The organism is Methylotenera sp., assembly GCF_036401095.1.
GTDB lineage: Bacteria > Pseudomonadota > Gammaproteobacteria > Burkholderiales > Methylophilaceae > Methylotenera.
In genome coordinates this window covers 1-15,797 of the sequence record NZ_DASWWA010000025.1, presented here as the reverse complement: position 1 = coordinate 15,797, position 15,797 = coordinate 1, and the positions used below count along the sequence as shown (strand labels likewise).

The 15,797-nt window shown below is 43.3% G+C and carries 12 protein-coding genes, 1 tRNA gene and 1 pseudogene; all 14 read left to right on the top strand.

The annotated features are described in order from the left end of the window. A pseudogene (locus VGD82_RS12235) lies at positions 1-102 on the top strand (elongation factor Tu); the annotation flags it as partial. 60 nt (positions 103-162) lie between these two features. Next, a tRNA-Trp gene (locus VGD82_RS12230) sits at positions 163-238 on the top strand. 125 nt (positions 239-363) lie between these two features. Next, positions 364-711, top strand: coding sequence for a preprotein translocase subunit SecE (secE, locus tag VGD82_RS12225; RefSeq protein WP_135276525.1), 348 nt, complete (start codon positions 364-366; stop codon positions 709-711). Then, complete coding sequence (nusG, locus tag VGD82_RS12220) at positions 711-1,247, top strand: transcription termination/antitermination protein NusG (protein WP_015831285.1); 537 nt, start codon at positions 711-713, stop codon at positions 1,245-1,247. Before secE ends, nusG begins: the two co-directional genes overlap by 1 nt. A gap of 76 nt (positions 1,248-1,323) precedes the next feature. Beyond that, on the top strand, positions 1,324-1,755 hold the full coding sequence (gene rplK / locus VGD82_RS12215) for a 50S ribosomal protein L11 (protein ID WP_015831286.1): 432 nt from the start codon (positions 1,324-1,326) through the stop codon (positions 1,753-1,755). Position 1,756: 1 nt separating this feature from the next. After that, positions 1,757-2,443 (top strand): 50S ribosomal protein L1, encoded by a 687-nt coding sequence (gene rplA, locus VGD82_RS12210; protein WP_135276526.1) that lies wholly within the window; start codon positions 1,757-1,759, stop codon positions 2,441-2,443. Between the two features lie 319 nt (positions 2,444-2,762). Beyond that, on the top strand, positions 2,763-3,254 hold the full coding sequence (gene rplJ, locus VGD82_RS12205) for a 50S ribosomal protein L10 (protein WP_135276527.1): 492 nt from the start codon (positions 2,763-2,765) through the stop codon (positions 3,252-3,254). 53 nt (positions 3,255-3,307) lie between these two features. Continuing rightward, positions 3,308-3,682, top strand: a complete 375-nt coding sequence (gene rplL / locus VGD82_RS12200; protein WP_135276528.1) for a 50S ribosomal protein L7/L12 — start codon at positions 3,308-3,310, stop codon at positions 3,680-3,682. Positions 3,683-3,917: 235 nt separating this feature from the next. After that, on the top strand, positions 3,918-8,090 hold the full coding sequence (gene rpoB, locus VGD82_RS12195) for a DNA-directed RNA polymerase subunit beta (RefSeq protein ID WP_331020650.1): 4,173 nt from the start codon (positions 3,918-3,920) through the stop codon (positions 8,088-8,090). A 17-nt stretch (positions 8,091-8,107) separates the two neighbouring features. Next, entirely contained in the window at positions 8,108-12,361 is a 4,254-nt protein-coding gene (rpoC, locus tag VGD82_RS12190) for a DNA-directed RNA polymerase subunit beta' (protein WP_331020649.1), read from the top strand. A 149-nt stretch (positions 12,362-12,510) separates the two neighbouring features. Further along, complete coding sequence (gene rpsL, locus VGD82_RS12185) at positions 12,511-12,897, top strand: 30S ribosomal protein S12 (protein ID WP_015831292.1); 387 nt, start codon at positions 12,511-12,513, stop codon at positions 12,895-12,897. Between the two features lie 97 nt (positions 12,898-12,994). Then, positions 12,995-13,465, top strand: coding sequence for a 30S ribosomal protein S7 (gene rpsG / locus VGD82_RS12180; RefSeq protein ID WP_135276531.1), 471 nt, complete (start codon positions 12,995-12,997; stop codon positions 13,463-13,465). Between the two features lie 56 nt (positions 13,466-13,521). Then, positions 13,522-15,612 (top strand): elongation factor G, encoded by a 2,091-nt coding sequence (gene fusA / locus VGD82_RS12175; RefSeq protein ID WP_331020648.1) that lies wholly within the window; start codon positions 13,522-13,524, stop codon positions 15,610-15,612. Between the two features lie 44 nt (positions 15,613-15,656). Then, positions 15,657-15,797 (top strand): GTP-binding protein (locus VGD82_RS12170; protein ID WP_305630293.1); only part of this gene is annotated, 141 nt, incomplete at its 3' end.

Sequence of the window (15,797 nt, the reverse complement as noted above, 5' to 3'; positions counted from 1 at the left end):
ACATTGATTGCACCAATCGCGATGGAAGAAGGCTTACGCTTCGCTATCCGTGAAGGTGGCCGTACTGTTGGTGCTGGTGTTGTAGCTAAGATTATCGAGTAAGATAATTTGTAAGAGTTGCGCAAACAACCCTGCGTAACTCTTATTAAAAGGTTTAAGTACAGGCCAATAGCTCAATTGGTAGAGTATCGGTCTCCAAAACCGAGGGTTGGGGGTTCGAGACCCTCTTGGCCTGCCAAATATATAGTATGGATTTATTAATCTGCCGAATAACTAGAAATATTCATATTTCTAGTTATTCGCGTTAGTAAGACCTGAAGTTATTTTAGTCACCATTAAGTAAGTTCTTAGATTAAGACAATTATGCTCAATAAAATTAAGTTGCTATCAGCTGCGCTGTTGCTGGTGGCAGGCATTGCCGGTTTTTACCTTTTAGCAGACAAGCCTACTGTAGTGCGTATTTTGGTTGTGCTTGCAGGTTTGGCGGCTTCTGTTGCTGTGCTTTGGACCACTCCGCTTGGTCAGCAGTCATTTGGTTTTATTGGTGAAGCAGTTGCTGAGTCACGTAAAGTGGTTTGGCCTACACGTAAAGAAACAATACAAACTACATTGGTAGTATTTGTATTAGTAGTTGTGATGGCTGCATTTCTGGCGGTAGTCGATATCGGATTTGCTTTTATGGTTAAGTGGTTACTAGGACGGGGCGCGTAATGAGTATGAAATGGTACGCGGTGCAGGCTTTTTCAGGTTTTGAAAAATCCGTGCAAAAAGGATTAGAAGAGCGCGTAGTGCGTTCTGGATTACAAGATCAGTTTGGCCAAATTTTAGTGCCAATCGAAGAAGTGATCGAAATGAAAGCGGGTCAGAAAACAATTTCTGAGCGTAAGCTTTACCCAGGTTATGTGTTGGTTCAGATGAATATGACAGATGACACTTGGCATCTGGTGAAAAGTACACCACGTGTAACAGCATTTATTGGTGGAAGTGCGCAAAAGCCAACACCAATTAAAGATAAAGAAGTCGACATCATCTTGCAGCGCATTGATGATAGTAAAAGTAACCCTACACAAAAACTTACCTTTGAAAAAGGTGAGTCAGTTCGTATTACCGATGGTCCATTTAAAGACTTTTCTGGCAATGTGGAAGAAATCAACTACGAGAAAAGCAAGTTGCGCGTTTCTGTGGTTATTTTCGGTCGTTCTACACCGGTTGAGTTGGAGTTTAGTCAGGTAGAAAAAGAAGTTTAGTAGTAAGTAGTTGTTTTTATTAACGGGGAGCTTTGGTCTCGATTGAAGCGTTAGTACCCATATTAGGAGTAATAGCATGGCAAAGAAAGTTATTGGCTATATCAAGCTGCAGATTCCTGCAGGTAAAGCTAATCCAAGTCCACCAGTAGGTCCAGCATTGGGTCAACGTGGTTTGAATATTATGGAATTCTGTAAAGCGTTTAACGCTGCAACACAAGGTGTTGAGCCAGGATTGCCAATCCCAGTAGTAATCACTGCGTTTGCTGATAAGAGCTTCACATTCGTGATGAAATCTCCTCCAGCAACTATTTTGATCAAAAAAGCAGCTGGTATTACTAAAGGTTCACCTCGTCCACATACTGATAAAGTTGGCAAAATCACTCGTGCACAAGCTGAAGATATTGTGAAAACTAAACAAGCTGATTTGTCTGCTGCTGATATGGATGCTGCAGTTCGCACTATCGCAGGTAGCGCTCGCAGTATGGGTATTGAAGTGGAGGGTGTATAACATGGCTAAAAGAATTAACGCACTACGTGCAAAAGTAGATCGTAATAAATTGTATCCAGTAACTGAGGGTTTAACTTTAGTTAAAGAGAATGCAACTGCAAAATTCAATGAGTCTATCGATGCGGTAGTTAACTTAGGTATTGATGCACGTAAATCTGACCAATTGGTACGTGGTGCTATCGTGTTACCTAACGGTACAGGTAAAACTACACGTGTTGCTGTGTTTGCACAAGGTGCACAAGCTGAAGCGGCTAAAGCTGCTGGTGCTGACATCGTTGGTTTTGAGGATTTGGCTGAGCAAGTTAAAGCTGGTGTAATGGACTTTGACGTTGTAATTGCTACACCGGATGCAATGCGTATCGTTGGTGCTTTAGGTCAAGTGTTAGGCCCGCGTGGTTTGATGCCTAACCCGAAAGTAGGTACTGTGACTCCTGATGCAGCTACTGCAGTTAAAAATGCTAAAGCTGGTCAAGTACAATACCGTACCGACAAAGGCGGTATCATTCACTGCACAATCGGCCGTGCTTCTTTCACAGTTGAACAATTGCAAGGTAACTTGGCTGCATTAGTTGATGCTTTGAACAAAGCTAAACCAGCTGCAAGCAAAGGTGTTTACCTGAAAAAACTATCTGTATCTAGTACTATGGGTGCAGGTGTGCGTGTTGATCAAGCAAGCTTGGTTGCTTAATTAGAATAATGGGTGAGGCTTTGTTGCCTCACCTATATAGTGCTTTGGGCTCATTTCCTTTGCTAACTTAATGGTGATGCAATTGAATTGAGGTTATCAAAGACCGTAGGTGTCGTTTCGATTTAATGTGGTTTTGTGTTGGATTAAAGCTTTTGGCTTTAATTTTTAATATCAAAACCTGGCCTACGCAGATGGCGTATCCCTATAACAGGTTAATCCTGATAAAAGGTCGCCGTAAAAGTGGTTTTTATAATATTAATTATAAGAGCTGATTCTGCTTTAGAAATAAAGCGGAGATTTTAACGGAAGGAGAAAGACCTTGAGTCTAAATCTTACAGAGAAAAAAGCGGTTGTTGCTGAAGTAAGTGCACAAGTTGCACAAGCACAAGCGATTGTTCTTGCTGAATATCGTGGTATGGGCGTAGCCAATATGACGGTATTGCGTGCAGATGCCAGAAAATCAGGCGTGTATCTACGTGTATTGAAAAATACATTGGTACGTCGCGCGGTTGAAGGTACACCATTTGCAGCATTAGCAGACCAAATGGTTGGCCCATTGGTGTTCGGCATTTCTGCTGACCCAGTAGCGGCAGCTAAAGTACTGAACAATTTTGCTAAAACTAACGATAAATTCGTTATTAAAGCAGGTGCGGTGCCAAATCAATTGATGGATGTTGCTGGTGTTCAAGCGCTAGCATCTACATTAAGTCGTGAAGAGTTGCTTGCTAAATTTGCTCGTACTCTTAACGAAGTGCCTACTAAGTTTGCACGTGCGATTGCGGCAGTTCGCGACGCTAAAGAAGCAGCTTAATTCATCAGATCGCTTATTTAAAGCAACATTATTTTATTTTAGGAAATATTCAAATGGCAATTTCAAATGCAGATATTTTAGAAGCAGTTGGTTCAATGTCAGTTTTAGACTTGACAGCTTTTATTAAAGAAATCGAAGAAAAATTTGGCGTGTCAGCTGCAGCAGTTGCAGTTGCAGCTTCAGCAGGTGGTGCAGCTCCAGCTGCAGCAGCTGAGCAAACTGAGTTCAACGTTGTGCTTTTAGGCGCAGGCGAGCAAAAAGTTGGCGTGATTAAAGCTGTTCGTGAATTAACAGGTTTAGGCTTGAAAGAAGCTAAAGACTTAGTTGACGGCGCACCAAAAGTAATTAAAGAAGGCGTTTCAAAAGCTGACGCTGACGCAGCATTGAAAAAATTGATCGAAGCTGGCGCAACTGGCGAAATCAAATAATACATCTTTAAGTGTATAAGTTAGGCTGACGGGAAACCGTCAGCCTTCGCCATTTGTAATGGCCTGCAATGTAACAAAATGTAATTGTCTTAACTTAAGGTAATTATATAGACGCTGGTACTGTAGTAAGTCTTCAGTTAATCATTAACTGAGGTTAGAGGTGAAAATACTTACGTAATGGATGTAGTGCAAAAAAGTATTTTAATTTCTGCCCTCAAAATATCTAGGAGATGCAATGAGCTATTCCTTCACCGAAAAGAAACGCCTTCGTAAAAGTTTTGCCAAGCGAGAAAGCGTTCAAGAAATTCCCTATTTGCTGGCAATGCAATTAGAGTCATATGCTGCATTCTTGCAGTCTAATGTTCCTGCTGATCAACGTACTGAAACAGGTCTGCAATCAACATTCAGTTCTGTTTTCCCTATCGTTAGCCATTCAGGTAACGCACGTTTAGATTACGTGAGCTATCAACTAGGCGCTGAGCCATTTGACGTTAAAGAATGTCAACAACGTGGTTTAACTTATGCTGCGCCTTTGCGTGTGCGTGTGCGTTTGACCATTATGGACAAAGAGGCTTCTAAACCAACAGTTAAAGAAGTTAAAGAACAAGAAGTGTACATGGGCGAGTTGCCTTTGATGACAGAAAATGGTTCATTTGTGATCAACGGTACCGAACGTGTTATCGTGTCTCAATTGCACCGTAGTCCAGGCGTGTTCTTTGAGCATGACCGTGGTAAAACTCATAGTTCAGGTAAGTTATTATTCTCAGCTCGTATTATTCCTTACCGTGGTTCATGGTTGGATTTTGAGTTTGATCCAAAAGATTACTTGTATTTCCGTATTGACCGTCGCCGCAAAATGCCGGTAACGATCCTGTTGAAAGCACTGGGTTACACGCCAGAGCAAATCATTTCAACTTTCTACGATTTTGATACATTCCATATCGGTAAATCTGGTGTTGAATTTACAGTAGTACCTGAGCGTTTACGTGGTGAAGTAGCGAAATTTGATATCGTTGCTAAAGACGGTTCCGTGATTGTTGCTAAAGATAAACGTATTACCGTGAAGCATATCCGTGACATGGAAAAAGCAGGCGTGAGCGAAATCGCTGTGCCGCAAGATTTCATTCTAGGTCGTGCTTTGGCTAATACTATTGTTGACCAAGAAACTGGTGAAGTTGTTGCAAACGCAAACGACGAAATCACTGAGTCTTTATTGGACAAATTGGTTGATGCCAACATCCGCACTGTAAGCACATTGTATTCAAACGATTTGGATCACGGTGATTACATTTCACAAACATTGCGTATTGATGAAATCCCTGACCAATACAGCGCACGCGTTGCTATCTACCGCATGATGCGTCCTGGTGAGCCGCCAACTGAAGAATCAGTTGAAGCGTTGTTCCAAGGCTTGTTCTTCAATGAAGATCGCTACGATTTGTCACGCGTAGGCCGTATGAAGTTTAACCGTCGCGCTTTCCCAGAAAAAGCGGAAGAGCGTCAATCTAACTGGATTCGCAGATTCTACGAAGCTGTTGGCGTGCAAGGTGATGAAGGCGCTAATACCTTGTCTAACGACGACATCTTGGCTGTGATTGGTGTATTGCTTGAGTTGCGCAATGGCCGTGGCGAGATCGATGACATTGACCACTTAGGTAACCGTCGTATCCGTTCAGTAGGTGAGTTGGCTGAGAACCAATTCCGTACCGGTTTGGTGCGTGTAGAACGTGCAGTTAAAGAGCGTTTATCACAAGCTGAATCTGACAACCTGATGCCGCATGATTTAATCAATGCGAAACCGGTTTCAAGTGCAATCCGTGAGTTCTTCGGTTCTTCACAATTGTCACAATTTATGGACCAAACTAACCCATTGTCTGAAATTACGCATAAACGCCGTATTTCAGCTTTAGGCCCAGGTGGTTTGACACGTGAGCGTGCTGGCTTTGAGGTACGTGACGTTCACTCAACTCACTATGGTCGCGTTTGCCCGATTGAAACACCAGAGGGTCCAAACATTGGTTTGATCAACTCATTAGCATTGTATGCACGTACTAATGAATATGGTTTCTTAGAAACACCATACCGTCGTGTTGAGGCTAATAAAGTATCAGATACGATTGACTACTTGTCAGCGATTGAAGAGAGTCAGTACATGATCGCGCAGGCGAACACGCACTTAGACGCTAAGAGTTTGTTTGTGGATGATTTGATTTCATCACGTCATCACAACGAATTTACGATGACACAACCTGATCGCGTTCAGTACATGGACGTGGCGCCAGGTCAAATTGTTTCTGTGGCTGCATCTTTGATTCCATTCTTGGAACACGATGACGCGAACCGTGCATTGATGGGTGCCAACATGCAACGTCAAGCAGTGCCATGTCTACGTGCTGAGAAAGCTGTAGTAGGTACCGGTATTGAGCGTACAGTAGCAGTTGACTCTGGTACTGTAGTAACTGCTCGCCGTGGTGGTTTAGTGGATTACGTTGATTCTGCACGTATTGTGATTCGTGTAAACGATGAAGAAGCGAAAGCTGGTGAGGTTGGTGTAGATATTTACAACTTAACTAAATATACGCGTTCTAATCAAAATACCAATATTAACCAACGTCCATTGGTTAAAGTAGGTGACCAACTTGCACGCGGCGACGTGATTGCAGACGGTGCATCAACAGATATGGGTGAATTGGCACTGGGTCAAAATATGTTGGTAGGCTTTATGCCTTGGAACGGTTATAACTACGAAGACTCGATCTTGATTTCAGAGCGCGTAGTTGCTGATGACCGTTACACTTCTATTCATATTGAAGAATTATCAGTGGTTGCACGTGATACAAAACTTGGTGCAGAAGAAATCACACAAGATATTTCAAACTTGAGTGAGCGCATGCTAGCGCGTCTGGATGAAGTGGGTATTATTCACATTGGTGCTGAAGTTGAAGCCGGTGACGTATTGGTTGGTAAAGTAACACCTAAAGGTGAGACACAATTAACACCAGAAGAGAAATTGCTACGTGCGATTTTCGGTGAAAAAGCATCTGACGTTAAAGATACTTCATTGCGTGTGCCTTCAGGCATGAGCGGCACCGTGATTGACGTGCAAGTGTTCACTCGCGAAGGCATTGACCGTGATGCACGTGCACAACAAATTATTGATGACCAATTGGCGCACTACAAGCAAGACTTGGCTGACCAAATGCGTATCGTGGAAGACGATGCATTCGGTCGTATCCGTCGCTTGATTGAAGGTAAAGTGGCTACTGGCGGTCCTAACAAACTGAAAAAAGGCGAAGCGTTATCTGCTGAGTACTTAGAGTCTGTAGGTCGTTACGATTGGTTTGACATTCGCTTGTCAGACGAAGAAGCAGCGCGTCAGTTAGAGCAGTTGAAAGACAGCTTGTCACAAGCGCGTATTGAGTTTGATAATCGCTTTGAAGAGAAAAAACGTAAATTGACGCAAGGTGACGAATTACCACCAGGCGTACAAAAAATGGTTAAGGTTTACTTGGCTGTTAAACGTCGTATCCAACCAGGCGATAAGATGGCGGGTCGTCACGGTAACAAGGGTGTGATCTCAAAAATCTGCCCAGTAGAAGATATGCCACACATGGCTGACGGTACACCATTGGATATCGTGTTGAACCCACTAGGCGTTCCTTCACGTATGAACATTGGTCAGATTTTAGAAGTGCACTTAGGTTGGGCTGCTAAAGGTTTAGGTTTACGTATCGAAGAAATGCTTCGTGAAGAAACTAAAGTAGCTGAGATCCGTAAGTTCTTGGAAAAAATCTATAACGACAGCACAGGTAAGCATGAAGATATTAAATCCTTCACCGATGCTGAGATTTTAGATTTAGCGCAAAACCTCAAACGCGGCGTGCCATTCGCAACGCCAGTATTTGATGGTGCAGCAGAGTCAGATATTAAGGCGATGCTTGATTTGGCGTTCCCGGATGATGATGCACGTACTAAACAATTGCAGTTCCATGCAGGCAAAACACAGGTGACCTTGTTTGACGGCCGTACTGGCGACAAATTTGAGCGTCCTGTAACTGTAGGTTATATGCACGTGTTGAAACTACATCACTTGGTTGATGACAAGATGCATGCTCGTTCTACAGGTCCTTATTCATTGGTCACACAACAACCATTGGGCGGTAAAGCACAATTCGGTGGCCAGCGTTTTGGTGAGATGGAGGTTTGGGCGTTAGAAGCTTATGGTGCTTCATATACCTTGCAAGAGATGCTGACAGTGAAGTCTGATGACGTTACTGGCCGTACCAAAGTGTATGAAAACATCGTTAAAGGCGAACACAAAATTGATGCAGGCATGCCTGAGTCATTCAACGTGTTAGTGAAAGAAATCCGTTCACTCGCTATCGACATCGACCTAGACCGCAACTAATTCAGGAGAGAATTCACATGAAAGCTCTATTAGACTTATTTAAACAGGTAACGCAAGAAGAAGAGTTTGATGCAATTAAGATTGCGTTAGCTTCACCTGAAAAAATCCGTTCATGGTCATATGGCGAAGTGAAAAAGCCAGAAACCATTAACTACCGTACGTTCAAGCCTGAGCGTGATGGCTTGTTCTGCGCAAAAATCTTTGGCCCGATCAAAGATTACGAGTGCTTATGCGGTAAATACAAACGTTTAAAACATCGCGGCGTAATCTGCGAAAAATGTGGCGTAGAAGTAACATTATCAAAAGTGCGTCGTGAGCGTATGGGTCATATCGACCTAGCATCACCAGTAGCGCACATTTGGTTCTTGAAATCATTACCAAGCCGTTTAGGTATGGTATTGGATATCGCTTTGCGTGATATCGAACGCGTATTGTACTTTGAAGCATTTATCGTGGTTGACCCAGGCATGACTCCGCTTACACGCGGTCAGTTGTTGACTGAAGATGACTACTTGGCAAAAGTAGAAGAGTACGGTGATGAATTCAATGCGGTGATGGGTGCTGAAGCGGTTCGTGAATTATTGCGCACAATGGACATTGAGCGTGAAATCACAACCCTACGTCAAGACTTAGGTGCAACTGGCTCAGAAGCTAAAATCAAGAAAATCGCTAAGCGCTTAAAAGTGTTAGAAGCATTCCAAAAATCTGGCATTAAACCAGAGTGGATGATTCTTGAAATCTTGCCAGTATTGCCACCAGAATTACGCCCATTGGTACCATTGGACGGCGGACGTTTCGCAACTTCTGACCTGAACGATCTATATCGTCGTGTAATTAACCGTAACAACCGTTTGAAACGTTTGTTAGAGTTGAAAGCACCAGAAATCATCGTACGTAACGAAAAACGTATGTTGCAAGAAGCAGTGGACTCATTATTAGACAACGGTCGTCGCGGTAAAGTGATGACTGGCGCTAACAAACGCCCATTGAAATCATTGGCTGACATGATTAAAGGTAAGGGCGGTCGTTTCCGTCAAAACTTACTGGGTAAACGTGTGGACTACTCAGGCCGTTCTGTAATCGTGGTTGGTCCGCAATTGAAATTGCACCAATGCGGTTTACCGAAAAAAATGGCTTTAGAGTTATTCAAACCATTCATTTTCCATAAACTGGAAGTGTTAGGTTTAGCGACAACCATTAAAGCTGCGAAGAAAAAAGTAGAAGAAGAAGGACCAGAAGTATGGGATATCCTCGAGGACGTGATCCGCGAGCATCCAGTACTATTGAACCGTGCGCCTACATTGCACCGTTTAGGTATTCAAGCGTTTGAGCCTATCTTGATCGAAGGTAAAGCGATTCAATTGCACCCGTTAGTTTGTGCGGCTTTCAACGCCGACTTTGACGGTGACCAAATGGCGGTTCACGTTCCATTGAGCTTAGAAGCACAAATGGAAGCACGTACCTTGATGTTGGCATCAAACAACGTATTGTCACCTGCAAACGGTGAGCCAATCATTGTGCCTTCACAAGATATCGTGTTGGGTCTGTACTACATGACACGTGAGAAAGTTAACGCACGCGGCACTGGCATGCGCTTCTCAGACGTGAAAGAAGTACAACGTGTGTTTGACCAAGGTTTAATTGATCTACACGCTAAAGTAACCGTACGTATTAAAGAATACGATTTGGATGTGGACGGCGTTAAAACTGAGAAAACCACACGTTACGAAACTACTGTAGGTCGTGCATTGCTGTCAGACATCTTGCCAGCAGGCTTGCCATTCAGTCACATTGATAAAGCTTTGAAAAAGAAAGAGCTTTCAAAACTGATCAATGCTTCGTTCCGTAAAGTTGGTATCCGTGAAACAGTAATCTTCGCTGACCAATTGAAAAACACTGGTTACTCATACGCGACTAAAGCAGGTATTTCTATCAGTATTAACGACATGTTAGTGCCATTAGAAAAAGAGCAATTAATTGCTGCTGCTGATGCTGAAGTGAAAGAGATCGAAGACCAATACGTTTCTGGTTTGGTGACACAAGGTGAGCGCTACAACAAGGTAGTGGATATCTGGGGTCGTGCCGGTGATAAAGTTGCTGACGCAATGATGAAGCAACTGAAAGAAGAAGACGTATTGGATGCTGATGGCAACCAATTAAAAGACGCTAACGGTAAAGTAGTGCGTCAAGAGTCTTTCAATGCGATTTACATGATGGCCGACTCAGGTGCGCGTGGTTCTGCAGCGCAGGTGCGTCAGTTAGCTGGTATGCGTGGTTTGATGGCTAAACCGGATGGTTCTATTATTGAAACACCGATTAAAGCTAACTTCCGCGACGGTCTAAACGTGTTGCAGTACTTTATTTCAACCCACGGTGCTCGTAAGGGTCTAGCTGATACGGCGTTGAAAACAGCGAACTCAGGTTACCTGACACGTCGTTTGGTTGACGTTACACAAGACTTGGTAGTGACTGAGCATGATTGCGGCACTACTGATGGTTTAGTGACTAAAGCTTTGGTTAAAGGCGGTGAAGTAATTGAGCCGTTGCATGACCGTATCTTGGGTCGTACTACTGCGTTGGATGTAATCAACCCAGAAACACAAGAAGTAATCTACCCAGCCGGTACTTTGCTGACTGAAGATGAAGTAGAGCGTATCGATGCTTTAGGTATAGATGAAGTGAAAGTGCGTACAGCGCTGACTTGCGATACACGCTACGGTATTTGTGCTAAGTGTTACGGCCGTGACTTAGGTCGTGGCAAACTGATTAGCATGGGTGAGTCAGTGGGTGTAATCGCTGCGCAATCTATTGGTGAGCCAGGTACACAGTTGACCATGCGTACATTCCACATCGGTGGTGCGGTATCACGTGCAGCATCTGTAAGCCAAGTTGAAAGTAAATCTAACGGTGTGTTGGGCTTTACTTCTACTATGCGTTACGTAACTAATGCACGTAATGAGCAAGTGGTAATTTCACGTAACGGTGAAGTGATTATTGCTGATGAAAATGGTCGTGAGCGTGAGCGTCATAAAGTGCCATACGGTGCTACTTTACAAATTACTGATGGTAAAACTGTAAAAGCAGGTCAGGCAATTGCAACTTGGGATCCGCATACGCGTCCAATCATTACTGAGTACGCTGGTTTCGTTAAATTCGAAAACGTTGAAGAAGGTATCACAGTAGCTAAACAAATTGATGATGTAACTGGTTTGTCATCATTGGTAGTTATTGATCCTAAGCAACGTGCCGGTCAAACTAAAGGCTTGCGTCCACAAGTGAAATTGTTAGATGCAAACGGTGTGGAAGTGAAGCTAGCTGGTAGTGATCAGTCTGTAAACGTAACATTCCAAATCGGTTGTATTATTACCGTGAAAGATGGTCAAGAAGTGGGTGTGGGTGAAGTGTTAGCTCGCGTACCGCAAGAGTCATCTAAAACACGTGATATTACCGGGGGTCTACCGCGCGTTGCTGAGTTGTTTGAAGCACGTTCACCAAAAGACGCAGGTATGTTGGCTGAGGTAACTGGTACTGTTTCATTCGGTAAAGATACCAAAGGTAAACAACGTTTAGTGATTACTGATTTGGACGGTATTTCAAATGAATACTTGATTCCAAAAGACAAGCACGTAACTGCGCATGACGGTCAAGTGGTAACTAAAGGTGAAACCATTGTTGATGGTCCAGCTGATCCACAAGACATCTTACGTTTACAAGGTCGCGAATCTTTAGCGCGTTACATCATTGACGAAGTGCAAGACGTTTACCGTTTACAAGGCGTTAAGATTAACGATAAACATATTGAAGTGATTGTGCGTCAAATGTTGCGTCGTGTACGTGTGACAGATGCTGGTGATACAAGCTTCATCTTAGGTGAGCAAGTAGAGCGTGCAGATCTGTTAGCTGAAAATGAAGTAGTGATTGCGCAAGACAAACGTCCTGCACTGTTTGAGTATGTGTTGCTTGGTATTACTAAAGCTTCATTGTCTACAGACTCATTCATTTCAGCTGCGTCGTTCCAAGAAACAACGCGCGTACTGACAGAAGCTGCAATCTTAGGCAAGCGTGATGACTTACGTGGTCTGAAAGAAAACGTAATTGTTGGTCGCTTGATTCCAGCAGGTACTGGTCTTGCATATCACGAAGCGCGTAAGCGTGCAGCGGTTGCCGGCGGCGTTCCACAAAATGAAGCACCAGCAGTAGAAGTAATTGCAGCAGAAGAAGTGGTAGTAAATGTAACAACAGAAGTAAGTAGTGAGATAGATGCAGAATAAAATCAGATAATTAAGTCTTGACAATAAAAGTCAGGCTAAATAGAATGCTGAGTTTTTCAGGATGGTGTTATTGTATTAACACCATCCTTGTCTATTTTTTAGATTTTGAAATAAATAATTTTAGAGAACAACATTAGAGGTTACAGGCAATGCCAACCATCAATCAGTTAGTACGTAAACCACGCGTTAAAGTGGTCACAAAGAGCAAAGTGCCAGCACTTGAAGCTTGTCCACAAAAACGTGGTGTTTGCACTCGCGTTTATACTACAACACCTAAAAAGCCAAACTCTGCTTTACGTAAAGTTGCTAAAGTACGCCTAACCAATGGCTACGAAGTAATTAGCTACATTGGCGGTGAAGGCCATAACTTGCAAGAGCATAGCGTAGTTTTACTACGTGGTGGTCGTGTAAAAGACTTGCCAGGTGTGCGTTACCATATGGTGCGCGGTAGCTTGGATACTGCAGGCGTTAAAGATCGTAAACAATCACGTTCTAAATACGGTGCTAAGCGTCCTAAAGAAGCTAAAGCTAAATAATAGCAATCAACCGGTAACGGTTTTATTAATGTAGCGGCTAACCAAAAGCCTTGCTTGAGCAGTTGCTAGCAAAACATAAAAGAGAATAGAGAAGATTATGCCAAGACGTAGAGAAGTTCCCAAACGTAATATCCTGCCGGATCCAAAATTCGGTAGCCAAGAAGTTTCAAAATTTGTAAACGTGTTAATGACAGGCGGTAAGAAGTCTGTTGCTGAGCGTATTTTATACGGTGCATTTGATCAAGTGACTAGCAAGACTAGCAAAGACGCTTTAGAAGTGTTCACTTTGGCGCTAAACAACCTACGTCCGTTGGTTGAGGTTAAGAGCCGTCGCGTTGGTGGTGCAAACTACCAAGTGCCAGTTGAGGTTCGTCCTAGCCGTCGTAGTGCTTTAGCAATGCGTTGGTTGCGTGATGCAGCGCGTAAGCGTGGTGAGAAATCAATGGGCTTGCGCTTAGCAGCTGAGTTGGTTGAAGCTTCAGAGGGCCGTGGTTCAGCTATGAAGAAACGTGAAGAAGTTCACCGTATGGCTGAAGCTAACAAAGCGTTCTCACATTTCCGCTTCTAATTAGTTGTTTAACTAATAGAATCGCTCTTTAAGAAAATTAAGTAAAGGTAATAAACGTGGCTCGTCAAACCCCTATTAATCGCTATCGTAATATTGGTATTTCTGCTCATATTGATGCAGGTAAAACAACTACGACAGAGCGTATTTTATTTTATACAGGCGTTAATCATAAGATTGGTGAAGTGCATGATGGCGCTGCAACCATGGACTGGATGGAGCAAGAGCAAGAGCGTGGTATTACCATTACTTCTGCTGCTACTACCTGCTTCTGGAAAGGTATGGCTGGTCAATTTGATCAACATCGCATCAACATTATTGATACCCCAGGCCACGTTGACTTTACGATTGAAGTAGAGCGTTCAATGCGTGTGCTTGATGGTGCATGTATGGTTTACTGTGCGGTAGGTGGTGTGCAGCCACAGTCAGAGACTGTATGGCGTCAAGCTAACAAGTACAAAGTGCCGCGCTTAGCGTTCGTTAACAAAATGGACCGTGCTGGTGCTAACTTCTTCAAAGTGTACGATCAAATGCGTGCACGTTTGAAAGCTAACCCAGTGCCTTTGCAAGTGCCAATCGGTGCTGAAGAGAAATTCGAAGGCGTGGTTGACTTAATCAAAATGAAAGCTATCTTCTGGGATGAAGCATCTCAAGGTATGAAGTTTGATTACCGTGATATCCCTGCTGATTTGCAAGCTGATTGCGACAAATGGCGCGAAAACATGGTTGAAGCTGCAGCTGAAGCCTCTGAAGAGTTGATGAACAAATACCTTGAAGAAGGTGATTTGTCTGAAGCTGACATTTTGTTAGGTTTGCGTACACGCACTATTGCTTCTGAAATCGTACCTATGATGTGCGGTTCAGCATTCAAAAACAAAGGCGTGCAAGCAATGTTGGATAAGGTTATCGAATTGATGCCTGCGCCTACTGATATTCCAGATACAAAAGCAGAAGACGAAGATGGTAATGAAATCCGTTTGAAGGCTTCAGATGATGAGAAATTCTCAGCATTAGCATTTAAAATCATGACTGACCCGTTTGTTGGTCAATTGATTTTCTTCCGCGTGTATTCAGGTGTGGTTAATGCTGGTGATACAGTGTACAACCCACTCAAAGGTAAAAAAGAGCGTATTGGCCGTATCGTGCAAATGCATGCTAATAACCGTGTGCCTATTGAAGAAGTTCGTGCAGGTGACATTGCAGCTGCGGTTGGTCTGAAAGAGGCAACAACTGGTGATACATTGTGTGCGCTAGGTACTGAAATCATCTTAGAGCGCATGATATTCCCTGAGCCAGTGATTCACGTTGCGGTAGAGCCAAAAACTAAAGCTGACCAAGAAAAAATGGGTATTGCTTTAAACCGTTTGGCACAAGAAGATCCTTCATTCCGTGTTAAAACAGATGAAGAAACTAACCAAACCATTATTTCTGGTATGGGTGAGTTGCACTTGGAGATTTTGGTTGACCGTATGCGTCGTGAGTTTAACGTTGAAGCTAACGTTGGTGCACCACAAGTTGCTTACCGTGAAGCGATTAAGAAATCTGTTGAAGTTGAAGGTAAATTTGTTAAGCAGTCTGGCGGTAAAGGTCAGTATGGTCACGTTTGGTTGAAAATGGAACCGAATGAAGCTGGTAAAGGCTTTGAGTTCGTTGACCAAATTAAAGGTGGTACTGTGCCACGTGAATTCATCCCTGCGGTTGAAAAAGGTTTACGTGAAACAATTCCTTCAGGTATTTTGGCTGGCTTCCCAGTGGTTGACGTAAAAGTTACATTGTTTGATGGTTCATACCACGATGTTGACTCGAACGAAAACGCGTTTAAGATGGCTGCGTCTATCGGCTTTAAAGACGGTATGCGTAAAGCAGACCCAATCTTGCTTGAGCCTATGATGGCAGTTGAAGTGGAAACACCAGAAGACTACATGGGTGACGTAATGGGTGACTTGTCTTCACGCCGCGGTATGATCCAAGGTATGGAAGACAGCCCGTCTGGTAAAGTGATTCGTGCAGAAGTGCCATTGGCAGAGATGTTTGGTTACTCAACTGTTGTGCGTTCATTGTCACAGGGTCGCGCTAGCTACAGCATGGAATTCAAGCACTACACAGAAGCACCAAGAAACGTGGCTGATGCCATTATTAACAAAAAATAGTCCATCACTAATTAATTTTAAAGTTTAGATAAAAGGAAATAATCATGGCAAAAGGTAAATTTGAGCGGACCAAGCCGCACGTTAACGTAGGTACGATTGGCCACGTTGACCATGGTAAGACAACATTGACAGCAGCGATCACCACTGTATTGACAAAGAAATACGGCGGCGAAGCAAAAGCTTAC